This window comes from Plantactinospora sp. WMMC1484 (genome assembly GCF_049315195.1).
Classification (GTDB): domain Bacteria; phylum Actinomycetota; class Actinomycetes; order Mycobacteriales; family Micromonosporaceae; genus Plantactinospora.
The window spans coordinates 2515360-2537472 of sequence record NZ_CP186055.1 but is presented as its reverse complement, the minus strand read 5'-3'; the positions used below and the strand labels follow the sequence as shown (position 1 = coordinate 2537472).

Sequence of the window (22113 nt, the reverse complement as noted above, 5' to 3'; positions counted from 1 at the left end):
CGAGCCCAGGGAGGCGGGGCATGAAGGGTAGGTGGGTCGCCGTCACCATGGCGGCAACGATCACGACAGCCGGTTCGGTGGGCGCGGGGACGTCCGGCGCCACCGCGGGCGGCCCGGGGGAGGCGATCATCGCCGACGTCAACGGGGACGCCCACCCGGACAGGGTGGTGCTCGACCACCTTGTCGGGGCCTCGACGTCCTGCCGGGCGGTGGTCGGTCTGGGGCTGCCCGGCGGTGGCTACGGGGTGGGGCGCCCGTACACCTATCTCACCCTGCCGGCCACCGAGCCCAACTGTCCGGACATGGGGGTGGGGCTCAACCTCGACGCCGATCCGCCGGCCGAACTCGCGGTGACCTGGTTCGCCGGTCCGCCGAGCACGGTGGCGCACACCCTGCTGGTGCTGGACAACTTTCGGGTCTCGGGCGGCTTCAACACGATCTACCAGCCCAGCTTCATCGGCACCGCCGACTTCAACGGCGACGGGCGGCAGGACGTCTACGAGTGGACCGACCAGGGCGAGGGATTCGCCACCTACCTGGCCACCGGCACCCGCACCCTGACGCCGGGCCCGGTGCGGCACTGCTCCGGCCCGCTGACCCACCGGCTCGCCGACTTCAACCGGAACGGCGCGATGGACGTGGCGATCGCGTACGTCGAGGGCTGTGGTGACTACTTCAGCGGGGTGGTGGTGGTCCTCGACGACGGCCGGCTGATCCACCTGCACGCCGATGTCGAGGGGTTCGGCAGTTGGACGGTCGAGACCGAGGACGCCAACCGGGACGGCGTGCCGGACGTGACCACCCACAACGACCTGACCGGCGAGGTCAGCACGTTCATCGGCGTGGGCAACGGCACCTTCGTCCGGTCGCCCGTCGCGATCCGCGACTATCCGACGGTGAGCGGGATCAAGGCGACCGGCATCGTGGTGCTCGCCAACGACTTCGCCGCCACCGACCGGGTGAAGGTCAGCATCTGGACACCGCCCCGGCACGGCACGGTGAAGGTCACCACGAACGGCACCGTGATCTACACCCCCCACCCGGTGCACGGCAGGACCGACGTCTTCATCTACCGGCTCACCCAGGACGGCAGGACCAGCAACGCCGCGGTCAGCCTGAGGATCGTCGGCTGAGCGCGGACCGGCGGGGTCGGGCCAGGCCCGACCCCGCCCGCGCTGGTACCCACCCAGAGGCCGATGAAACGGCGTGTCGCATTGCGGTCAGCAGATACATTTTTGCCCCACGTACACCCTATTCTCCACCAGGAAAGCGATTTGTCCGGAAGCGCCAACTGGGTCGGAGGAGGCACCATGTGGAGCCGACGCATCAACATCTTCGCGGTCGCGGCCGCGGTGGCCACCGCCAGCGCCGGCCTGACCGCGCCGCCCGCGCTGGCGGGCTGGCAGGACGAGCCGATCGTCGCCGACGTGAACGGGGACGGACGGCCGGACCGGAGCACCCTCGGCGCCGCGCCCGGCACGTCCGGCTGCCTGGTACGGGTCGAACTCGGCCGCCCCGGCGGCGGTTACGACCCGGCACAGTCCTACCCGTACCTCCCCTCGGCGGAGTACTGCCCGGACATGGGAGTCGGGCTCGACCTCGACAGCGACGCCGCCAACGAACTCGTGGTCACCTGGTTCGCCGGCCCGCCGCCGTCGATCGACGACACCCTGCTGCTGCTGGACGGCTTCCAGGTCGTCCGCGGCTTCGACACCATCTGGCAGCCCAGCTACATCGGCACCGCCGACTTCAACGGCGACGGGCGGCAGGACGTCTACGAGTGGACCGACCAGGGCGAGGGGTTCGCCACCTACCTGGCCACCGCCGGCGGCACGCTGACGCCGGGCCCGGTGCGGTACTGCTCCGGCCGCCCACAGCACCATCTGGCCGACTTCGACCAGGACGGCGCGATGGACGTGACGATCGCGTACGCCGAGGGCTGCGGTGACTACTTCACCGGCGTGGTCGTGGTGCTCGACGACGGCACGGTGCTGGACCTGCACGGCGACGTCTACGGCGACGAGAGCTGGAGCGTCGCGGTGGCGGACCGCAACGGCGACGGGATCCTGGACATCGTCACCACCAGCGAGGTGACCGCCGCGCAGACGGTGTTCATCGGCACCGGCAGCGGCGGGTTCGTTACGGCTCCGCGGGCGGTGCGGGACAACCCCCGGGTCAGCGCGGTCAAGGCGACCGGCATCCCGGTGCTGGCCAACGACTTCGCCACCGGCACCACCCGGCTCACCATCGTCACTCCGCCTACGCACGGCACCGTGCAGGTCACCACCGGCCGGACGATCATCTACCGGCCGAACGGCGACCGCCGGGCCGGCAGCGACCGCTTCGTCTACCGGCTCACCGACGGCGGCCGGAGCAGCAACGCCGCCGTCAGTCTGCGGATCGCCCGGTAGCGGCGCGGTCACGGACACGCGTCCACGGGATCGCCCGGCGACACCGGCGGGGAGTCACTCCGCCGGTTGTCCCCGGAACGATCGGCCGGCGGTGACCACCTGTTCGAGCAGCGGAGCCGGGGCGAGCCCCGGCTCCCGGGACTCCCGGTAGAGCCGCCGCTGGATCCGCAGCGCCGCCTCCGGGCCGACCCGGTCCAGTACCTCGAACGGGCCGGCGGGATAGCCGCAGCCCAGCGTCATCGCGTGGTCGATGTCGTCCACCGTCGCGTACGACGCCTCCAGCATCCGCACGGCGTCGTTCAGGTAGGGATGCAGCAGCGCCCGCACCACGAACCCGGCCCGGTCCCCGCAGACCACCCCGGCGCGGCCCAGCCCGGCGCAGACCGCCCGGGCGGTCGTAACCGCCTCCGGCGAGGAGCGGACGGTACGCACGATCTCCACCACCGCGCCGGCCGGGGTCGGGTCGAGCAGGTGCAGGCCGACCACCTCGGCCGGCCGCCGGGCGGCCATCGCGATGTCGATCACCGGAAGCGTGCCGGTGGTGGTGGCGAGCAGCGCCTCCGGCTTGCAGACCTCGGCCAGCTCGGCGAAGAGCGCCTGCTTGCTGGCGAGTTCGTCGGCGACCGCCTCGACGACCAGGTCGGCGTCGGCCAGTGCGGTCAGCCCCGGCGACCCGCCGGAACGCCCGGCGTCCCGGGCGACCACGACCACGTCGTAGCCGGCTCGACGGAAGATTTCGCCAAGCCCCTCGGCGGCCTCCCCCGGCCCGACCACCCCGACCCGACGCACCGGACGGGCACCGTCGAGCGGCGCCGCCGCCGGGGTCTGCCCGTCGGGTACGACGATGGCCGAACCGGGCCGCTCGTAGCGGTAGAAACCCCCACCGGACTTGCGGCCGAGCAGTCCCGCCGTGACCATCTGGCGCAGCAGCGGTACCGGCGCGTGCCGGCGGTCCCGGCCACCGCGCCGGTACATGGTCTCCAGGATCTCGTACGCCGTGTCCAGGCCGATCAGGTCGAGCAGGGTCAGCGGCCCCATCGGCAGCCCGGCGCCCAGCCGCATCGCGGTGTCGATCTCCTCGCGGCCGGCGTACCCCGACTCGAGCATCCCGACGGCCTGGTTGAGATAGCCGAAGAGCAGGGCGTTGGCGACGAAACCGGCCCGGTCGGCGATGGTCACGGCGACCTTGCCCAGCCGGGCGCAGAGCTCCTGCACCGCGCCGACCACCTCGGTCGAGGTGGTCACGGTCCGGACCACCTCGACCAGCTTCATCACCGGCGCGGGGTTGAAGAAGTGCATCCCGACCACCCGGTCCGGCCGGCCGGTCGCGACGGCGATCTCGGTGACGCTCAGCGAGGAGGTGTTGCTGGCCAGGATCGTGCCGGGCCGGCATATCCGGTCCAGGTCGGCGAAGAGCCGCCGCTTGAGGTCGAGCCGCTCCGGCACCGCCTCGATCACCAGGTCGACCTCGGCGAGCGCGGACAGCCCCACGGCGAAGGTGATCCGGCCCAGCAGGGCGTCCCGGTCGGTGCCGCTCAGCCGCCCCCGGGCGACCGCCCGGTCGGTGGAGCGGGTCAGGGTGGCGCGGCCCCGGTCGAGTGCCTCCTCGATGATCTCGACAGCGACCACCTGGAGACCGCTGCGGGCGAAGACCTCGGCGATGCCGGCGCCCATGGCGCCGAGCCCGACGACGCCGACGGTGGCGAGGGGAGCGCCCTGCACACCGGGCCCGCTCGGGGTGCCGCCGGCACCGTGCCCGCTCGGGGTGCCGCCGGCACCAGGCCCGCTCGGGGTGCCGCCGGCACCTGTCGTTCCGCCTGCCACCCGTGGCCTCCCGCTGTGTCGCGCCGATGCGTCGCGCCGCTGTGTCGCGTGCGGCCGGCGCAGCGGCCGCCACGTCACTGCGGCGAGTCTGTCACGGCGCGCCCGGCGGCCCCGACCCGGTGCGCCCCGGACACCAGGTCCCGCAGGGCGGCGGCGAACTCGGTGGGGCGTTCGATGTTGGGCGAATGGCCGCAACCGGCGAAGACGATCTCCCGGTAGCTGCCGCCCGCCGCCGCGTACCGGTCCAGCACCGCCCGGGTCTGCCCGATCATCGGCTGCGGCGGGCACGCCTCCGCGCCGGGCCAGCCGGGCAGTACGCCGAGCGCGCCGAGCTGCGCCAGGTCGAAGAGGGAGGTGTCCGAGACGATGGCGTCGGCGTCGCCGCGTACCCAGGTGATCGGCGGCTTCCGCGCGACGGCGACCAGCTCGTCCGCGATCCGGAAGTGGTTCGGCGCGAGGGCGTTGAGCACGCCCCGGTCCCCCGGCGCCATCCCCGGCCAGTTGTCGCTGGACCGGTGTGTGCCCGGGTAGTTGTCGTCGCCGGTGGCGGTGGAGAGCACCGAGTCGAGCAGCAGTTCCTCGTCCGCGCCGAGGCTGGCCGGGTCGGCGACGTAGGCGGTGCGCAGCACCGTACGCGGACTGGTCCGCTCGTCGGCGCCGCGGTCACCGGCGGCCAGCCGGCGGACGAAGTCGGAGTTCGCCGTACCGCCGCCGGTGCCGGCGAAGTCCGGGGTGGTCGGGGTGCCGGCCAGGTCCCGGGTGCCGCCGAAGCCGTACGGCGAGACCGGCGCCGCCAGCAGCAGCCCGGCCACCCGCTCGGGGTGGTCCACCAGCAGCCGCATCGCCACACCACCGCCGAGCGAGTGGCCGACCACCACCGGCCGGGCGCCCGCCGCACCGGAGAGGGCCGGGTCGGAGAGGGCCGGCTCGAAGAGGGTCGGCTCGAAGAGGGTCGGCTCGTCGAACAGTGCGGCGACGTCGTCGGCGAAGACTCCCAGCCCTCGGGTCGCGTCCACCGGCGCGGCCTCGGTGCCGCCGTAACCGCGCAGGTCGGGGGCGACCAGGCGCAGGTCGGCCGGCAGGTGTCGGAGGAGCGGTCGCCAGAAGTCGGCGGAGGAGCAGTTGCCGTGGATCAGCAGGACCGGGCGGCCGTCCGGCGGGCCCGCCACCAGGACCCGCTGCCGGATGCCGTTAGCCGAAACCTCGTGTGCCCGGATCTCCATCCGGGCGATGATGCCAGCCGGTTGCGGCTGCGGATATGTGGCCCGGCCCCATATCCCGCCCCGGAAGCATGACCGGGTGTGCCACGTGCGGTCGGACCACGTGTGTGCCCAGCTATCCGAGGACGAGGTATGCCCAGGCCATTCCGCCGGCGAGCACGGCGCAACCACTGATCATCAGGAGCATCCGGCGGGACCGCCCGGCAGGCGTACCGATCAGCTGGGTCGGTGCGGCGAGCGCGCCTGCCGCCGCTGCCGGAGCGCCGGCAACCGCCGGCGCGGGCGGCCCGGGCGGGGGCGCCGGCGGCCCGAGCATGTCACGGTACGTGCCGAGGCGGTCGGTGGCGGCGGCTCCGGGATCAAAGAAGCGCAGCTCCAGGTTGCCCAACCGGATTCGGTCACCGTCCCGCAGCTCACCGTGCCCGTGGAGTCGCTCGTCGTTGAGCCACGTCCCGTTCGTCGATCCGGTGTCGGTCAACAGCACCCGGCCGGCGGCGAGTTCGACCGTGGCGTGCCAGCGGCTCACCTTCGGATCGTCCAGCAGCACGTCGGCGCCGTCCTCCCGACCGATCCGGCGCAACCCCGGACCGAGTCGGAAGCTCGCACCTCGCAGCGACCCGCTGGTCACGGTCAGTATCGGCAACAGCTCGCGTCCGTCGGACATGGATGTCTCCATCCGGCTCCACCCCCACGCCGACGCGACAACGTCGGCCCCCGGTCAGCTTCCCACCCGGAACGGCCGGGTTCCACGTCCCGCCGGGTCGAACCGCACTGACCAGCAAGGGGACCGCAACCTCGCCGGTTCGGCCGATGCGTTGTCGTCGCACATACTTACCCGCGGGTAATCCTCGGGTCTAGACTCCCGTCATGACGACCGTGCACGCTCCCGGCGTACCCGGAATGCACGCTCCCGGCGTACCGCGCGTCTCCGACGGAGAGCTGATCTCCACCAACCCCGCCACCGGCGAGTTGGCCGGGCAGTTCCCGGTCGCGGACGCCGACGCCGTCGGCCGGGCCGTCGAACGGGCCCGGCTGGCCGCGGAGTGGTGGGCGGGGCTCGGCTTCGCCGGCCGGCGGGCCCGGCTGCTGCGCTGGCGGGCGCTGATGGCCAACCGGATCACCGAACTCGCCGGGTTGTCGCACCTGGAGACCGGCAAGCCGGTCGTCGAAGCCGTGGTCGAGGCGGTCAGCGCCATCGACCACCTCGACTGGGCCGCCCGGAACGCCAAGCGGGTGCTCGGACGCCGCCGGGTGCGCTCCCGGCTCCCCGTAGCGGAGTTCTCCGCCCGGCTCGAATACCAGCCGTTCGGCGTGGTCGGCGTGATCGGCCCGTGGAACTATCCGGTACTGACCCCGCTGGGCTCCATCGGCTATGCCCTCGCCGCCGGGAACGCGGTCGTCTCCAAGCCGAGCGAATACACCCCCGCCGTCGGCCAGTGGCTCGTGGACACCTTCGCCGAGGTCGTGCCGGAACAGCCGGTGCTGCAGGCGGTGCAGGGGCTCGGCGACGTCGGCGCCGCACTCTGCCGTTCCGGCATCGACAAGCTCGCCTTCACCGGCTCCACCCGTACGGCCAAGGTGGTCATGGCCGCCTGCGCCGAGACGCTCACCCCGCTCGTCATCGAGGCCGGCGGCAAGGATGCCGTCATCGTCGACACCGACGCCGACCTGGACGCCGCCGCCGAAGCCTGCGTCTGGGGCGCGTTCACCAACGCCGGCCAGACCTGTATCGGCATCGAGCGCGCCTATGTCGCCGCGCCCGTCTACGACGCCTTCGTCGACAAGGTGGTGACCAGGGCCGGCCGGCTGACCGTCGGCCTGGACGACGCCGACCTCGGCCCGATCACCATGCCCGACCAGATCGCCACGATCCGCCGGCACATCGAGGATGCCGTCGAGCGTGGCGGCCGGGCCGTACTCGGTGGCCCCGACGCCGTCCGGCCGCCGTACGTACACCCGACGGTCCTGGTCGACGTGCCGGAGGACGCCGAGGCCGTCCGTGAGGAGACCTTCGGCCCCACCCTCACCATCAGCCGGGTCAGCGACGCCGAGGAGGCACTGACCCGCGCCAACGCCGCGCAGTACGCCCTGGGTGGTGCGGTCTTCGGCCGGCGCCGGGCCACGCGGATCGCCGCCCGGATGCGCTCCGGGATGACCGCGATCAACTCCACCCTGACCTTCGTCGGGATGCCGACACTGCCGTTCGGCGGGGTCGGCAATTCCGGCTTCGGCCGGATTCACGGCGCGGACGGGCTGCGCGAGTTCGCCCGCAGCAAGGCGGTGACCAGACGGCGCGGTCCCTCGCTGCTGCCGGCGATGACGTTCGAGCGCACCCCGGCACATCTCGACCGCATCGTCAAGGCGACCAAATTAATGTACGGCCGGTGACGACGATCTGACCGATCGTAGCGACAAAAGGGGCGAGTAGGTCATCCCTGGCCGCCTCTCGCATCGGTACCGTTCGCCCAATGGGACTGCACGCGTTGCGATTCCGCCTGGTCGACGGCGACAACTCCTGGGGTGCCCGGCGGCGACAGCGGCGGGCCGGCTGGCTTGCGGAGACCTTCCCGGATCTGGCCCAGATGTCCGTGATCGACCTCGGCGGACGGCTCGACACCTGGGTCCGGGCCCGGGTACGACCCAAACACCTGCACGTGGTGAACCTCGAGGAGGCGTCTGCCGACGTACCGGAGTGGGCGGAGGTCGACCGGGGCGACGCCTGCGCGCTGCCCCGGCACATCGCCGCCCGCCGCTACGACCTGGTCTTCTCCAACTCGGTGCTGGAGCACGTCGGCGGGCACGAGCGCCGGCTGCGGTTCGCCGAGACCGTGCACGCGCTCGCCGACGCGCACTGGGTGCAGACTCCCTACCGCTACTTTCCCATCGAGCCGCACTGGATCGCCCCGGGCATGCAGTTCGCCCCGGTCCGGCTGCGGGTGGCGCTGGCCCGGCACTGGCCGCTGGCGCACACCCGGCCGGACTCCCGCGAGACCGCGATCCAGCAGGTGCTCTGGACCGAGCTGGTGGACCGGTCGCAGATGCGGCACTACTTCCCACACTCCCAGGTCCGGACCGAACGGCTGGCCGGGATGATCAAGTCTCTGATCGCGGTCCGCACCGGCAGCTGAGCGGCCGGAGGCGGCTGAGCGGCCGGAGGCGGCTGAGCGGCCGGAGGCGGCTGAGCGGCCGGAGGCGGCTGCCACCGCGGCGTCAGGCAGCGTACGCCCGCTCCCCGGCCAGGCTGACCAGCGTGGCCCCGGTCGAGTCGTCCACCACGGCGACCCGCACCCGCTCCGGTGCCATCTCCTCCGCCGGTACGGCGAAGACCGCCGTCGCCGGCCGGCCCTGGTAGCGGGCCGAGTAGCAGACCATCCGCCACGGCTCCTCCAGCCAGTGGTCCCGGACGTCGGAGGTGAGCAGCGCGGCCACCTGCCGGTACGCGCCACTGAGCTGGAGCTGCTGCACGCTGGCCAGCAGCGGTACGCCGGAGCCGCCCCGCAGCGGAGAGGTGAGCCGCACGCGGAGCCGGCGCAGCGGCAGCAGCCAGGCCGAGTCGAACTCGGGGGAGAGCGCCACCAGCACGGCCGCCTCGGCCAGCAGCAGTCCGACCGCGCCGACCGGCCCGTCGAGCAGCGCCGGCAGCCAGTGGACGCCGCCGGCCGCCGCGCCGACGAGTCCGGCCAGCACCAGCAGACCGGCCCGACCGATGCTGCGGCCGGTGACCGGGGTGACCTTGGCGCTCAGGCACCCGCACGACGAGCCGGGTGCGGCGCGGCGGGCGTACCAGAGGTAGCCGACAAAGCCGGCGGCCAGCCCGGCCGCCGCGACCGGCTCGGCGACGGAGGCCGGCGGCAGCACCAGCACGATGCCGAGCAGCAGCTCGACCCCGCCGAGCAGCCGGTACGCCGGCACCGCCCGCTCCTCGCCGACCAGTGTGCCGAGCGCCGAGCGGCGCGCCTGCTCGGCCGCCCCCCGGTCCAGCAGCTTGACCCGGGCCGACCAGATCAGCACGACGCCCACCAGCAGGGGCTGGAGCGCCGCCAGGAGTTGCAGCATGATGCCTCCTCTTCCAGGGGAAGAGGTGCAAGGAAGGGCCCCCGCTACAACAGAAAACGATATGCGGGGGCCCTTCCTTGCACCTCAGTTGGCGGCGTAGACGGTGGCGATGCTGATCTCGTTGGTGTCGGGGTGCCAGGCGCCGATCACCTGGACGTGCCCGCCGACCCGCAGCAGCGACACGTCGGAGATGGCGGGCGTGCCGTTGTAGACGGCGGCGGTGGTGCCGGGTACGACGTGCCCGACCAGCCGCCTGCCGTGGTGGTCGAGATGCAGCACGTTGCGCCCGACCGAGACGATGTGCGCGGTCAGGTTGACGATGTTGGCCCAGAGCGAGTCGGCGGCCAGGGTGCCGTCGGGCAGCCGCACGCCCCGGACGTACATGCCGTCGCCCTTCTCCAGCCGGTCGAAGGTGGTCGGCTGGAACTTCCAGATGCTGGTGCCGTTCGTGACCTGGATCCGGTGCAGCGCACCGTCCGAGGCGGCCAGCAGCACCACGGTGCCGGTGATCGAGGTGACCCGCCCCTCCGCGAAGTTGGGGTCGGGAGCCCCGGGTTCGAGCTTGACGGGTTCGGCGGCGAGGGCCGCCTCCGGGGCGAGCGGGCCGAGCACGGAGGCTCCGGCGAGACCCGCGCCGCCGAGCACGGCGGTGCTGAGCAGCCGTCGACGGTCCATGGTGTTCGTCATCGCGGCTCCTCCCCTACACCGTGTCGACCGAGCACGGCCGCAGCCCGGTGGAGAGGCTGGCGATCGCGCTGTAGGCGGCCGGGGTCAGGTCGATGATCCGGTTCGTCCCGCAGGACGAGCCACAGCAGGTGCGCTCGCCGCAGAACAGGTCGGTCTGCGGCCCGCAGTCGGCGATCGAGGTGCGGACCCGGGCGCCGTTGCAGAGGTTGGTGGTGTAGTGGACGAACCCGCAGGTCCGGCGGGCCAGACTGGGCCCGCAGACGTGCGGTCGGGTGATGTCCAGGCACGCCTGCGAGGTGTTCGGCCAGGCGTGCTGGAGGTTGCCGGATCTGCAGGTGCCGCAGGCACCGCCACCGGCCGTGCCGCAGGGGCCCCAGGAACTGCCGCAACAGAACCAGGACACCTCCCCGGTCACAGCTGCCATGATCGGTCCTCCCTTCGGGGGTTTAAGGGAAACGACGTTGATCAATATTGACGCCAATTATTACGGCGGAAATGCTCAGCGTCAATCGATGTAACTGAAAGTTTTCTTCAGCTTCGGCGCACGGCGCCGCCCACCCGGGCGGTCGCCCCCGACCCGGGCGCGTCCGTTCTGCGGTCAGAGCCCGTCTGCTCTGCGGTCAGAGCCCGTCTGCTCTGCGGTCAGAGCCCGTCTGCTCTGCGGTCAGAGCCCGTCTGCTCTGCGGTCAGACGCGTCTGCTCTGCGATCAGAAGAGCGTCAGTTCGTCGCGCTCGATGCCGCGCAGCCGGTCGTAGTCGACCACCACGCACCGGATGCCCCGATCGGTGGCGAGCACCCGGGCCTGCGGCTTGATCTCCTGGGCGGCGAAGACGCCACCGACCGGTGCGAGCAGCGGATCGCGGTTGAGCAGCTCCAGATAGCGCGTGAGCTGCTCGACGCCGTCGATCTCACCGCGCCGCTTCACCTCCACCGCCACCGTGGCACCGGCGCCGTCCCGGCAGAGCAGGTCGACCGGGCCGATCGCGGTCATGTACTCCCGGCGGATCAACGTGAAGCCGTCGCCCAGTGCGGTCGGGCTGGCGGCCAGCAACTCCTGCAGGTGCGCCTCCACGCCGTCCTTGCGCAGTCCGGGGTCCACACCCAACTCGTACGACGAGTCCTGGAAGATCTCCTCCAGCGTGATCCGCAGCTCCTCGCCGGCCTTGTTGACCACCCGCCACACGCCGGGGGCCTCCTCCAGCCGGCACGGCGGGCTCATCCAGTTGAGCGGCTTGTAGGCCCGGTCGTCGGCGTGGATGGAGACCGACCCGTCCGCCTTGACCATCAGCAACCGGGTCGCGGGCGGCAGGTGGGCCGAAAGCCGTCCGACATAGTCCACCGAGCACCGCGCAATCACCAACCGCACCCGACGAGGGTAGCGGAAGCGTCGATCTCCACCCGACGCGCCGTACTGGCGAGTCGGTGCCATCCTGGTAGCCGTGCTGGAAGCCCTCACCGGAACCGGCCTCGCCGCATCGGCCGGACTCAACGCGTACATCCCGCTGCTCACCATGGGCCTGCTGGCCCGGTACACCGACGTCATACAGCTGCCCGGCGGCTGGCAGTGGATCTCCAACGGCTGGGTGCTGGCGATCCTGGCGGTGCTGCTCGCGATCGAGGCGGTCGCCGACAAGGTGCCGGTGGTCGACCACGTCAACGACGTGGTGCAGACCGTGGTCCGGCCGACCGCCGGCGGGCTCGCCTTCGGCGCGGGTTCAGGGGCGGAGACGGTGACGGTGAGCGATCCGGGCGCCTTCTTCGGCTCCAGCCAGTGGGTGCCGGTGGTCATCGGGGTGCTGATCGCGCTCGGCGTACACGGGCTGAAGGCGGCTGCCCGACCGGTGATCAACGCCGGTACGGCGGGCCTCGGCGCCCCGGTGGCGAGCACCGCCGAGGACGCCACGAGTGTGGTCTTCTCGCTGGCCGCGATCCTGCTGCCGGTGCTGGTGCTGCTCTTCCTGCTGGCCTTGCCGCTGCTCGTGCTCTGGGTGGTACGTCGGCGACGCCGTCGCCGGGCGGAGCGGCAGGCCGCCCAGGTCGCGCGGGACACCCGGGACACCCGGGACATGGCGAAGTACTGATGCTCCGGGGCGCGGGCCGGGCTACCCGGGCTACCCGGGCGACCCGGTCCCCGGCACCGCCGGTCCGTCACGCATAGTTGACCCATGGCAGAGCAGCTCGCGATCTCCGTACGGGGGTTGCGCAAGGCCTACGGCGGGACGGTCGCCGTGGACGGCGTCGACCTGGCGGTGCACCGGGGCGAGGTCTTCGCCCTGCTCGGCCCGAACGGTGCCGGCAAGACCACCACGGTGGAAATCCTGGAGGGCTATCGCCGCCGGGACGCGGGCGAGGTCACCGTGCTCGGCGTCGACCCGGACCGCGCGGACGCGGGGTGGCGGTCCCGGGTCGGCATCGTGCTCCAGGGCACCGGCGAGTTCGACGATCTCACGGCGGCCGAGGTGGTGCACCACTTTGCCGGCTTCTACCCCGACCCCGACGACCCGGACAAGGTCATCGAGCGGGTCGGGCTGGCTGGCAAGGCGACGGCACGAACCCACACCCTCTCCGGCGGGCAGAAGCGCCGGCTGGACGTGGCGCTGGGCATCATCGGCCGGCCCGAGCTGCTCTTCCTGGACGAACCGACCACCGGTTTCGACCCCGAGGCCCGGCGCGAGTTCTGGGAGCTGATCCGCGACCTGGCCGCCGCCGGCACCACCATCGTGCTGACCACGCACTATCTGGACGAGGCCGAGGCGCTGGCCGACCGGGTAGGTGTGATCACCGCCGGGCGGCTGGTCGAGGTCGCCACTCCGGAGCGGCTCGGCAACCGGGCCGAAGCGCTGGCCACGGTCTCCTGGCGTACCCCGTCCGGCAGCGTGGAACGCGTCGAGACCGCGACGCCTACGGCGCTGGTCGGCGAGCTGGCCGCGCGGTTCGGCGGCGAGGTGCCGGGGCTGACCGTGACCCGGCCCACCCTGGAGGACGTCTACCTAAGGATGATCGGGCACCGATGAGTACCTCGACCACCGCACCGAGCAGCGCCACCAGCCCGCCGGCGTCCGCGCCGGCCCGGCGGGTCGGGCCGGTCGCCCTGGGCCTGCGACAGGGCCGGCTGGAGGTACGCCAGTTCCTGCGCAGCCGGGAGTCCGTGGTCTTCACCATGCTCTTCCCGGTGGTGATGATCGTGATCTTCGCGTCGATCTTCACGGGCGAGATAGGCGGCGGAGTCCGGTTCACGCAGTACTTCGTCACCGGCATGATCGCCACCGGCCTGATGACGGTCGGCTTCCAGAGCCTGGCGATCCAGATCCCGATCGAGCGGGATCGGGGGGTGCTGAAGCGGCTGCGCGGCACGCCGATGCCGAAGTGGGTCTACTTCGCCGGCAAGGTCGTCATGGTGGCCGTAATCGGTGTCGCCGAGACGGTGCTGCTGCTCGCGGTCGCCGCCCTCCTCTTCGACCTCTCCCTGCCGCGGACCGCCACCGCGTGGCTGACCCTGCTCTGGGTCTCGGTGCTCGGCATCACCGCCTGCACGCTCTGCGGCATCGCCTTCTCCACGCTGCCGCGCACCGGCCGGGGCGCCTCGGCGGTGGTCACCCCGGTCGCCCTGGTCCTCCAGTTCATCTCCGGGGTCTTCTTCGTCTTCACCAGCCTGCCGCCCTGGATGCAGCAGGTCGCGGCGATCTTTCCGCTGAAGTGGATGTGCCAGGGCCTGCGCTCGGTCTTCCTGCCCGAGTCGTTCGGCGCGCAGGAGCCGGCCGGCTCCTTCGAGCTGACCCGGGTCGCGCTGGTGCTCGCCGCCTGGTGCCTCGTCGGCCTGTTGCTCTGCCTGACCACCTTCCGCTGGACCAGCCGGCGCGACGGCTGAGGCGGAGCCGCTCTGCCCCCGGATCGACACGCTCGTCGGCACCCTGTCGAGCTGGGCGCAGCAGCGGGGCGCGACACCCGATGCCCGGAGTCTGTCGCGCACGGCTCCTGCGGGATCAGTACGAGTAGAAGCCCTTGCCGGTCTTCCGCCCCAGGTCACCGGCGGCGACCATCCGCTGGAGCAGCTCCGGCGGGAAGAACTTCTCGTCGGCGGTGTCCGCGTAGATGTTCTTCGTCGCATGCAGCAGCACGTCGACGCCGGTCAGGTCGGTGGTGGCCAGCGGGCCCATGGCGTGCCCGAAGCCGAGCTTGCAGGCGGTGTCCAGGTCCTCCGGCGAGATCACCCCGGATTCCACGAGCGTGACCGCCTCCATCACCAGGGCGGTGATCAGTCGGGTGGTGACGAAGCCGGCGATGTCCCGGTTGACCACCACGCAGGTCTTGCCGATCTCCTCGGCGAACGCCCGGGCGGTGGCCAGCGTCTCGTCGCTGGTCTTGTAGCCCCGGACCAGCTCGCAGAGCTTCATCATCGGCACCGGCGAGAAGAAGTGCGTGCCGACGACCGACTCCGGTCGGGCGGTCACCGCCGCGATCTGGGTGACCGGGATCGCCGAGGTGTTGGTGGCGAGCACCGCGTCGGGCGCACAGATCTTGTCCAGCGCCCGGAACACCTCCTGCTTGATCTCCAGGCGCTCGAAGACCGCCTCGACCACGATGTCGGCGTCGGCCGCCGCCTCCAGTTCGGTGGTCGGGGTGATCCGGTCCAGCGCCGCCTCGACGTCCGAGGTGTCGATGGTGCCCTTGGCCGCGAACTTCTCCAGTGACGTGCGGATGCCGGAGAGGCCCCGCCGGGTGGCCGCGTCGTCCAGGTCGCGCAGGGTCACCTGCCACCCCGCCTGCGCCGCGACCTGCGCGATGCCCGAACCCATCAGACCGGCTCCAACGACCGCGAGTCGACCCACCATCTCTGCACTCCTTCGGCTGGACTGTGTCCCTCCGGAGCACCTTAACCGGCGGCGCGGGCCCAGCTACCCTCCGGTAACACTTCCGCCCGGCGGCACCCCGTCGCGCACCGGGTGCCGCCGGACGGGCGGACGGGCAGTCGGTTGGTCGGGCGGTCGGTTGGTCGGGCGGTCGGTTGGTCGGGCGGTCGGTTGGTCGCAGGGTCAGCTGGCGCGCAGTGGGGCCAGCGCCTTGCTCCAGGTCACGGTCTGGTCCAGCACCGCACCCAGCGCCTCCCGCTGGTAGTCGCCCGGTGTGAAGGTGCTGAAGTTCTCGAAGTCGGTACGCAGCGAGAGCGTCACCTGAGCCCGCACGTCGGCCATCATCAGCTCACCGGCGACCAGTCGCAGGTGCTCCACCGCCCTGGCGCCGCCGACGCTGCCGTAGCTCACGAAGCCGACCGCCTTGTTGTTCCACTCCGCGAAGAGGAAGTCGATGGCGTTCTTCAGCGCCCCCGAGGTGGAGTGGTTGTACTCCGGGGTCACGATCACGAAGCCGTCGAACGACCCGATCTTGGCGGCCCACTCCAGGGTGTGCGGGTTGGCGTACTGGCCCATGCTCGGCGGAATCGCCTCGTCGAGGTGCGGCAGCTTGTAGTCGAGCAGGTCGACGAGTTCGTACTCCGCGTCGCCGCGCTGACTCGCGATGTCGTACACCCAGCGCGCCACGGCCTCGCCGTTGCGCCCCGGGCGGGTGCTGCCGAGGATGATGCCGATTCTGGTCATTACCGGTGTTTCCCTCCGACGTGAGCGGCATTTTTACTTGCCGCGTCAAGCAAATAGGCAGGTACTTGCTTTGTCAAGCAACTGCCGTGCTACTGTGTTTTCCATGACAGCGCCGTTGCGTCCGCTGAGCCGCGACGAGGAGGCCGTCGTCCGGGCCCTGGGCCGAGCGATCACCGTCGTCCCGCGGGCGCTGGACGCCGACCTCACCCGCGAGCAGCGCCTGTCGATCAACGAGTACGGGGTGCTGATGCACCTCTCCGAGGCAGCTGACCGCCGGATGCGGATGAACGAGCTGGCCACCGCCGTCGACCTGTCGCTGAGCGGGATGACCCGGATCGTCGGCCGGCTGGAGCAGCACGGCTTCGTCCAGCGGGTCCGCTGCCCCGAGGACGCCCGTGGCTGGAACGCGGTGCTCACCGACGCCGGGCTGGCCCGGCTGCGCGCGGCCTACCCGACCCACCTGGCCAGCGTCCGCCGGCACATCGTCGACCACCTCGACGGGCTCGACCTCGCCCAGCTCGCCGACGCCCTGCGCCGCTTCGCCACCACCGGCACGTGTGCCGAGCACCCCGAGCCCGGATCCGCCCGCTGACCGGGCCGGGCGCCCGGTCATATCGTGAACGCCGGCTCTTCGGGAGCGGTCGCCCGCTCCACCTCGACGCCGAGAGCCCGCAGGTCGGCGATGAAGTCCGGGTAGCCCCGGTCGACGTGGTGCACGTGTGAGATCTCGGTGACGCCGTCGGCGCAGAGCCCGGCGATCACCAGCCCCGCACCGGCCCGGATGTCGGTGGCCCGCACCGGAGCGCTGGAGAGCCGCTCCCGACCCCGGACCACCGCGTGGTGCCCGTCGGTCTTGATGTCCGCCCCCAGCCGGGCCATCTCGTTCACGAACATGAAACGGCCGTCGAAGATGTTCTCGGTGACCAGCGAGGCCCCCTCGCTGACCGAGGCGAGCCCGATCGCCATCGGCAGCAGATCGGTGGCGAAGCCGGGATACGGCAGCGTCACCACGTCGACGGCGGAGGGTCGCCGGTCCAGCTGGACCCGGAACGCGTCCGGCCGCGTCTCGACCAGGCAGCCGGCCGAGACCAGCTTGTCGAGCGCGATCTCCAGAAAGGCCGGGCTCGCGCCGGTAACCGTGACGTCGCCCCGGGTCATCGCCGCCGCGAAGGCCCAGGTGCCGGCGACGATCCGGTCGCCGACCGTGGCGTGCCGGACCGGCTGCAACTCGGGTACGCCCTCGATGCGCAGCATCGAGGTGCCCGCTCCGTCGATCCGGGCACCCATCCGGTTCAACAGGGTGCAGATGTCCACGATCTCCGGTTCCCGGGCGGCATTGTCGATCTCGGTGACGCCCCTGGCCAGTACCGCCGCCATCACCAGGTTCTCCGTGGCGCCGACACTCGGGAAGTCGAGCCAGATGGTCGCGCCGCGCAGGCCACGAGGCGCCGAAGCGATGACGAACCCGTGCTCGCCGGAGATCTCCGCACCCATCCGGGCCAGCCCGGCCACGTGCATGTCCAGGCCGCGCGAGCCGATGGCGTCGCCGCCGGGGTGGGCGACCCGGACGTATCCGCGCCGGGCCAGCAGCGGCCCGAGTACGCAGATCGAGGCGCGGAGCCGGCGTACCAGGTCGTAGTCCGCCTCGGTGCCCGGCTCGGCCGGCACGTCGATCGTCACCGAGCAGGAGCGGGGCGGCCCGCCGTCCGCGATCGCCGTGTCACCTCCCGCGATCGCTCCGTCGCCGCCCACGTCGTCGGCGAAGGAGACCTCGCAGCCGAGCCGCCGCAGCACCTCCGCCATGATCGCGATATCGGTGATCCGGGGCACATTCGTGATCACGCTTCGTCCGGGGGCGAGCAGCGCCGCGGCCATCAGCTTCAGCGCGGAGTTCTTGGCACCCACCACGTGCACCTGGCCGGCCAGTCGGGCACCACCGCCGACTCTGATGACGTCCACGTCGCACATCGTAGAGTCGCCCGCGCCACCCGGCCCGGTAGCGTCGGGCCAGCCCGACCCCGCCGCCGGGCTGAGCTCCCGCGCGGGTGCGGCCGGCGCCGACGCCCGTACGCTGTTGGTCATGGCCGTCCACCTCACCCGCATCTACACCCGGGCCGGCGACGCCGGCACGACCAGGCTGGTCAACAACGAAGAGGTCGCCAAGACCGACCCGCGGATCGGCGCGTACGCCGACGTCGACGAGTGCAACGCGGCGATCGGGGTGGCGCTGGCGCTCGGCCGGCTCGACGACGACGTCCGTACCGTGCTCGGCACGGTCCAGAACGACCTCTTCGACGTCGGGGCCGATCTCGCCAACCCGGTCGAGCCCGAGCCGGCGTATCCGCCGCTGCGGGTCACCGAGGAGTACGTGCGGCGCCTTGAGGGCTGGTGCGACCGGTACAACGCCCGACTGGCCAAACTCGACTCCTTCGTCCTGCCCGGCGGCACTCCGGGAGCGGCACTGCTGCACGTGGCGCGCACGGTCGCCCGCCGCGCCGAGCGCTCGGCGTGGACCCTGGTCAACGCCGAACCGGATCGAACCAACACTCTCCCGGCAAAGTATCTCAACCGCCTCTCGGATCTGCTCTTCATCCTGGCAAGAACGGCAAATCCGGCCGGAGATGTGCTATGGGTCCCCGGTGCCCAGCGCTGACGCCGAGCCCGGCGGGCTGCACCACGTGGAAATCTGGGTGCCGGATCTCGACCGGGCCGCCGCCAGCTGGGGCTGGCTCCTCGGCGAGCTGGGCTGGACGCCGTACCAGAGCTGGAACGCCGGCCGCTCCTGGCGGTTCGGCCCGACCTACCTGGTGCTGGAGGAGTCTCCCGCGCTCTCCTCGCGGCGGCACGACCGGCTCGCGCCGGGCCTCAACCACCTGGCCTTCCACGCCGGTCCGCCCGCCGTCGTGGACCGGCTGGTCGCGCAGGCCCCGGAGTACGGCTGGTCGCTGCTCTTCGCCGACCGCCACCCGTACGCCGGCGGGCCGGAGACCTACGCCGGTTACCTCGCCGACGGATCCGGTTTCGAGGTGGAGCTCTGCGCCGGCTCAGTCCCCGCCGGTCAGGGGTGACCGGCCGGCCGGGACCGGCCGGAACTCGTCGTCGACCAGGCCGAGCCGGTGCGCCACCACCGCCGCCTGGACCCGGTTGCGCAGCCCGAGCTTCTCCATCGCCGCCGAGACGTGCGTCTTCACCGTGGTGACGCCGACGTGCATCCGGGCGGCGATCTCGGCGTTGGAGAGCCCGGCCCCGACCAGGGCCAGCACCTCGCGCTCCCGACCGCTGAGCAGCCGCCGGCCCGACGGCCGTACGCTCGCCGAGCCCCGTTCGGTGTCCCGGCTGTGCGCCTGCAGGGCCCGCTGGACGATCCGGGAGAGCACGGCCGGGGCGAGCAGCGGCTCGCCCCGGGCAGCCCGGCCGACCGCCTCCACCAGGTCCTCCGGGGCGCCGTCCTTGACCAGGTAGCCGATCGCACCGGCACCGAGCGCCCCGTAGATGTTTGCGTCGTCGGCGAAGGTGGTCAGCACCAGTACCCGGGTCGCGGGATGCCGGTCGAGGATTCGGCGGGTGGCCTCGATCCCGTCCATCCGGGGCATCCGCAGGTCCATCAGGACCACGTCCGGGCGGAGCCGCTCGGCCAGCCGGACCGCCTCTGGCCCGTCGCCGGCCTCGCCCACGATGTCGAACCCGCCGGCGGTGCGCAGCAGCAGCGTCACCCCGGCCCGGACCAGGGCCTGGTCGTCGACGACGAGCACCCGTACGGTCACCGGCACCACCCGGCCGGCTCCGCGCCGGTACGGCACTCCGACCTCTCCCGGACCCCCGGTGCCTTCTCCCGGATCGGCAGGTGGGCGGCGAGCCGCCAGCCGCCGGTGCCGGTCGGGCCGGCGAGCAGCGTGCCGCCGAGCAGCCGGACCCGCTCCCGCATCCCGGCCAGCCCGTGCCCGGAGGGCGGCAGCAGCGACGGTCGGGGCCGCTCCGGACCGGTGTCGAGCACCTCCACCAGCAGCCCGGAGCCCTCCGGCCGGATGTCCACCACGGCGGTCGCGCCCGGTCCGGCGTGCTTGAGGGTGTTGGTCAGCCCCTCCTGGATCACCCGTGCGGCGGTGGTACGCACCACCAGCGGCGCCTTCCCGACGTCACCGGCCAGGTTCATCCGGACCGCCACCCCGGCCGCCCGGACCCGCTGCCCCGCGTCCATGATGAGCTGCTCCGGCTCGATCGGCGGCCCGCCCGTCGTGATCGCGTCGGGGTCACGCAGCACCTCCAGCAGCGCCCGCAGTTCGTCGAGCACCTGACCGGCGGTGACCCGCAGCTCCCCCAGCGCCTGCACCGCGTCGTCCACCCGGCCGGTACGCCGGGCCGCGTACTGGGCCGCGCCGGCCTGCAACGCGATCGCCCCGACGTGGTGCGCGACGATGTCGTGCAGGTCCCGGGCGATGGCGGCCCGTTCGGCCAGGCGGGCCGCCCGGGTCTGGACCTCCTGCTGCTCCTCGACCTCCCGGGCGCGCTCCTCGGCCGAGTGTGCCGCCCGGCGTACCCCGGCGAGGTAGCGGGCGAGTGCGACCGGGGCGACGGCGATCCCGAAGAAGCCGGCGAGCTGGATGATGCCCTGCTGCCCCGGCAGCAGGCCGGTGCTGCCGGGACGGATCAGGTGCAGCAGCGAGGCCGCGTACGCCAGGCCGAGCGCCACGCCGGTCACCAGCGGGACGCGGCTCCACACCACCGGCCAGCCGGCCTTCACCAGTCCGAAGACGCCACCGACCAGACCCATCCGGACATCGGGCCACCACCTGCGCCGATCATGCACCTGGGCAACGATACGGAGCCGGCCGTCGGGGAGCGAGTCCTGCCACCGCGCACGGCGCCTCCTCCGAGTGGCCGGTACACCGGCCGTCCGGACGACATCGAAAGAGGATCACGTCGCCTAGCTTCGGTCCGTGCCCACCGAGATGATCTCGTTTTTGGCCCAGCTGGCCCGCGACCCCCGATCGGTCGGCGCCATCGCGCCCAGCGGGGCACCCCTCGCCGAACGGATCACCGCGACGATTCCCCGGACCGGGCAGCCGCTGGTCGTCGAACTCGGTCCGGGCACCGGTGCGTTCACCCGGGTGATCCAGCGCCGGCTGGCGGGGCAGGGGCGGCACCTCGCCCTGGAGATCAACCCGACCTTCGCCGACCGTCTGGCCCGGGAACATCCGGCGGTCGACGTGCTACAGGCCGACGCCAGTACGCTGGCCGGACTGCTCGCAGAGCGGAACCTGCCGCCGGCCGAGGTGATCGTCAGCGGCCTGCCCTGGGCGGTCTTCGGCGCGGACCGGCAGCGGGCGATCCTGGCCTCCGTCGTCGCGGCGCTCGCCGACCACGGGGTCTTCACCACCTTCGCCTACCAGCACGCCCGATGGTCGCCGCCGGCCCGGCGCCTGCACCGCAACCTCCGGGACCTCTTCGAAGAGGTCGTGGTCGGCTCGACGGTCTGGGCCAACCTGCCCCCGGCCGTGGTCTACCACTGCCGCCGACCGGTCCGGCAGTTGGCCGGTGTCCGGGAGCAGTGGGGCATCCCGGCGGCCGGCGGCCTAGTCGTGCACGGCTAGAGAAGAAGAAACCGCCCCCGGAGGGGCGGATTCAAGCCAGGAGAGAAAGCCGGTGACCGTGGACTTCGCCATGGCGATCTCCACGGGCGCCTGGTGGCTGACACATCGCAGGATCACCCAGTCGGCGGGCATGATGAGCCGTTCCTGACCCTCGGGCAGCCGCCGGCGCTCCACCGCGAGGCCCCGCCGGGACAGCACCCGCTTCGGCCGGAAGGCGAAGCTGAACATCCGGTACCAACGAAGCTCGGTCTCGGCGAACCGCGCGAACCCCGGCGACCAACCGCGGCCGTCGAGAATGGTCGAGACGCGCACGCTGAGCCGGATGATCCCACCGGCGCGGGTCATCAGGGCCCGCCGGAGGAAGAGCGCCGCCACCGCGAGCAGCAGCACCAGGACGCCGATTCCGATCCACCGCAAGACCAGCATCGACGTGTCTGATCAGCGGCTCGTGGCTTCGGTCACCGGGCTGGCGCTCTCGGCCAGGACCGTGACCCCGGCCCCGGTCACCGAGAGGAAGCCGCCGTTCACCTCGTAGGTCAACTGCTCGCCGCCGGACAACTTGATGCGTACCTGGCCGGGCTCGGCGAGCTGCCCCAGGAGGGGGGCGTGACCCGGCAGCACCCCGAGCTCACCCTCGGTCGTCCGCGCGACGACCATCTCGGCCTCGCCCGTCCAGATCTTCTCCTCGACGGCTACGAGCTCGACCTGAAGCTGTGCCACGCTGTCTCC

The 22113-nt window shown here is 72.2% G+C and carries 25 protein-coding genes; 11 read left to right on the top strand and 14 right to left on the bottom strand.

Annotation, left to right across the window (positions count from 1 at the left end):
* Nucleotides 1-20: 20 nt before the first annotated feature.
* A complete protein-coding gene (locus ACN28C_RS11265) occupies nucleotides 21-1133 on the top strand; it encodes an FG-GAP-like repeat-containing protein (protein WP_422773436.1) in 1113 nt (370 codons plus the stop codon).
* A 177-nt stretch (nucleotides 1134-1310) separates the two neighbouring features.
* Nucleotides 1311-2411 carry an Ig-like domain-containing protein gene (locus ACN28C_RS11260; RefSeq protein ID WP_422773435.1) on the top strand — a complete coding sequence of 367 codons (1101 nt, stop codon included), beginning with the start codon at nucleotides 1311-1313 and terminating at the stop codon, nucleotides 2409-2411.
* 54 nt (nucleotides 2412-2465) lie between these two features.
* Here the strand turns inward: ACN28C_RS11260 and ACN28C_RS11255 are convergent, their stop codons facing one another.
* The 3 genes from ACN28C_RS11255 to ACN28C_RS11245 form a co-directional block, all read right to left on the bottom strand.
* The gene (locus ACN28C_RS11255) at nucleotides 2466-4133 is read right to left on the bottom strand and encodes a 3-hydroxyacyl-CoA dehydrogenase family protein (RefSeq protein WP_422774621.1); all 1668 of its coding nucleotides are present in this window, start codon (nucleotides 4131-4133) and stop codon (nucleotides 2466-2468) included.
* Nucleotides 4134-4309: 176 nt separating this feature from the next.
* A complete protein-coding gene (locus tag ACN28C_RS11250) occupies nucleotides 4310-5458 on the bottom strand; it encodes an alpha/beta fold hydrolase (protein WP_422773434.1) in 1149 nt (382 codons plus the stop codon).
* Between the two features lie 112 nt (nucleotides 5459-5570).
* On the bottom strand, nucleotides 5571-6119 hold the full coding sequence (locus ACN28C_RS11245; RefSeq protein ID WP_422773433.1) for an FHA domain-containing protein: 549 nt from the start codon (nucleotides 6117-6119) through the stop codon (nucleotides 5571-5573).
* A gap of 236 nt (nucleotides 6120-6355) precedes the next feature.
* On the opposite strand from ACN28C_RS11245, the gene ACN28C_RS11240 reads away from it, so the two are divergent.
* Both ACN28C_RS11240 and ACN28C_RS11235 read left to right on the top strand, forming a co-directional pair.
* On the top strand, nucleotides 6356-7843 hold the full coding sequence (locus tag ACN28C_RS11240) for an aldehyde dehydrogenase family protein (protein WP_422774620.1): 1488 nt from the start codon (nucleotides 6356-6358) through the stop codon (nucleotides 7841-7843).
* An 80-nt stretch (nucleotides 7844-7923) separates the two neighbouring features.
* The gene (locus ACN28C_RS11235; RefSeq protein ID WP_422773432.1) at nucleotides 7924-8583 is read left to right on the top strand and encodes a class I SAM-dependent methyltransferase; all 660 of its coding nucleotides are present in this window, start codon (nucleotides 7924-7926) and stop codon (nucleotides 8581-8583) included.
* 82 nt (nucleotides 8584-8665) lie between these two features.
* On the opposite strand, the gene ACN28C_RS11230 is transcribed toward ACN28C_RS11235, so the two are convergent.
* From ACN28C_RS11230 to nucS, 4 genes are all read right to left on the bottom strand, one after another.
* Nucleotides 8666-9511, bottom strand: coding sequence for a MauE/DoxX family redox-associated membrane protein (locus ACN28C_RS11230; RefSeq protein ID WP_422773431.1), 846 nt, complete (start codon nucleotides 9509-9511; stop codon nucleotides 8666-8668).
* A gap of 84 nt (nucleotides 9512-9595) precedes the next feature.
* A complete protein-coding gene (locus ACN28C_RS11225) occupies nucleotides 9596-10198 on the bottom strand; it encodes a cell wall protein (protein ID WP_422773430.1) in 603 nt (200 codons plus the stop codon).
* 13 nt (nucleotides 10199-10211) lie between these two features.
* The gene (locus tag ACN28C_RS11220; RefSeq protein WP_422773429.1) at nucleotides 10212-10622 is read right to left on the bottom strand and encodes a hypothetical protein; all 411 of its coding nucleotides are present in this window, start codon (nucleotides 10620-10622) and stop codon (nucleotides 10212-10214) included.
* A 283-nt stretch (nucleotides 10623-10905) separates the two neighbouring features.
* Entirely contained in the window at nucleotides 10906-11565 is a 660-nt protein-coding gene (gene nucS / locus ACN28C_RS11215) for an endonuclease NucS (protein ID WP_422773428.1), read from the bottom strand.
* Nucleotides 11566-11638: 73 nt separating this feature from the next.
* Here nucS and ACN28C_RS11210 point away from each other — a divergent pair, with 73 nt between their 5' ends.
* From ACN28C_RS11210 to ACN28C_RS11200, 3 genes are all read left to right on the top strand, one after another.
* On the top strand, nucleotides 11639-12280 hold the full coding sequence (locus ACN28C_RS11210; RefSeq protein WP_422773427.1) for a DUF4126 domain-containing protein: 642 nt from the start codon (nucleotides 11639-11641) through the stop codon (nucleotides 12278-12280).
* A gap of 84 nt (nucleotides 12281-12364) precedes the next feature.
* Complete coding sequence (locus tag ACN28C_RS11205; RefSeq protein WP_422773426.1) at nucleotides 12365-13213, top strand: ABC transporter ATP-binding protein; 849 nt, start codon at nucleotides 12365-12367, stop codon at nucleotides 13211-13213.
* Complete coding sequence (locus ACN28C_RS11200; RefSeq protein WP_422773425.1) at nucleotides 13210-14067, top strand: ABC transporter permease; 858 nt, start codon at nucleotides 13210-13212, stop codon at nucleotides 14065-14067. The genes ACN28C_RS11205 and ACN28C_RS11200 overlap by 4 nt, the downstream gene beginning before the upstream one ends.
* A gap of 115 nt (nucleotides 14068-14182) precedes the next feature.
* Here ACN28C_RS11200 and ACN28C_RS11195 read toward each other — a convergent pair whose 3' ends face one another.
* Together ACN28C_RS11195 and ACN28C_RS11190 are read right to left on the bottom strand one after the other, a co-directional pair.
* Complete coding sequence (locus tag ACN28C_RS11195; RefSeq protein WP_422773424.1) at nucleotides 14183-15031, bottom strand: 3-hydroxyacyl-CoA dehydrogenase family protein; 849 nt, start codon at nucleotides 15029-15031, stop codon at nucleotides 14183-14185.
* A 201-nt stretch (nucleotides 15032-15232) separates the two neighbouring features.
* Nucleotides 15233-15793, bottom strand: a complete 561-nt coding sequence (locus tag ACN28C_RS11190) for an NADPH-dependent FMN reductase (protein WP_422773423.1) — start codon at nucleotides 15791-15793, stop codon at nucleotides 15233-15235.
* A gap of 103 nt (nucleotides 15794-15896) precedes the next feature.
* On the opposite strand from ACN28C_RS11190, the gene ACN28C_RS11185 reads away from it, so the two are divergent.
* Entirely contained in the window at nucleotides 15897-16385 is a 489-nt protein-coding gene (locus tag ACN28C_RS11185; protein WP_422773422.1) for a MarR family winged helix-turn-helix transcriptional regulator, read from the top strand.
* Between the two features lie 17 nt (nucleotides 16386-16402).
* Here the strand turns inward: ACN28C_RS11185 and murA are convergent, their stop codons facing one another.
* Nucleotides 16403-17875 (bottom strand): UDP-N-acetylglucosamine 1-carboxyvinyltransferase, encoded by a 1473-nt coding sequence (murA, locus tag ACN28C_RS11180; RefSeq protein ID WP_422773421.1) that lies wholly within the window; start codon nucleotides 17873-17875, stop codon nucleotides 16403-16405.
* Here murA and ACN28C_RS11175 point away from each other — a divergent pair.
* Nucleotides 17874-18446: a cob(I)yrinic acid a,c-diamide adenosyltransferase gene (locus tag ACN28C_RS11175; protein ID WP_422773420.1), complete on the top strand. Its 573-nt coding sequence runs from the start codon at nucleotides 17874-17876 to the stop codon at nucleotides 18444-18446. The two genes, murA and ACN28C_RS11175, sit on opposite strands and share 2 nt — an antisense overlap.
* The gene (locus ACN28C_RS11170; protein WP_422773419.1) at nucleotides 18433-18861 is read left to right on the top strand and encodes a VOC family protein; all 429 of its coding nucleotides are present in this window, start codon (nucleotides 18433-18435) and stop codon (nucleotides 18859-18861) included. The genes ACN28C_RS11175 and ACN28C_RS11170 overlap by 14 nt, the downstream gene beginning before the upstream one ends.
* Here the strand turns inward: ACN28C_RS11170 and ACN28C_RS11165 are convergent.
* The gene (locus ACN28C_RS11165; protein ID WP_422773418.1) at nucleotides 18838-19557 is read right to left on the bottom strand and encodes a response regulator; all 720 of its coding nucleotides are present in this window, start codon (nucleotides 19555-19557) and stop codon (nucleotides 18838-18840) included. The two genes, ACN28C_RS11170 and ACN28C_RS11165, sit on opposite strands and share 24 nt — an antisense overlap.
* Nucleotides 19554-20600 carry a sensor histidine kinase gene (locus ACN28C_RS11160; protein ID WP_422773417.1) on the bottom strand — a complete coding sequence of 349 codons (1047 nt, stop codon included), beginning with the start codon at nucleotides 20598-20600 and terminating at the stop codon, nucleotides 19554-19556. The genes ACN28C_RS11165 and ACN28C_RS11160 overlap by 4 nt, the downstream gene beginning before the upstream one ends.
* Nucleotides 20601-20730: 130 nt before the next feature.
* Between ACN28C_RS11160 and ACN28C_RS11155 the strand changes: the two genes are divergently transcribed.
* Nucleotides 20731-21384: a class I SAM-dependent methyltransferase gene (locus tag ACN28C_RS11155; protein ID WP_422773416.1), complete on the top strand. Its 654-nt coding sequence runs from the start codon at nucleotides 20731-20733 to the stop codon at nucleotides 21382-21384.
* Here the strand turns inward: ACN28C_RS11155 and ACN28C_RS11150 are convergent.
* Entirely contained in the window at nucleotides 21367-21810 is a 444-nt protein-coding gene (locus ACN28C_RS11150; protein WP_422773415.1) for a DUF2550 domain-containing protein, read from the bottom strand. The two genes, ACN28C_RS11155 and ACN28C_RS11150, sit on opposite strands and share 18 nt — an antisense overlap.
* A 12-nt stretch (nucleotides 21811-21822) precedes the next feature.
* Complete coding sequence (locus ACN28C_RS11145; protein WP_422773414.1) at nucleotides 21823-22104, bottom strand: F0F1 ATP synthase subunit epsilon; 282 nt, start codon at nucleotides 22102-22104, stop codon at nucleotides 21823-21825.
* Nucleotides 22105-22113: the final 9 nt, after the last annotated feature.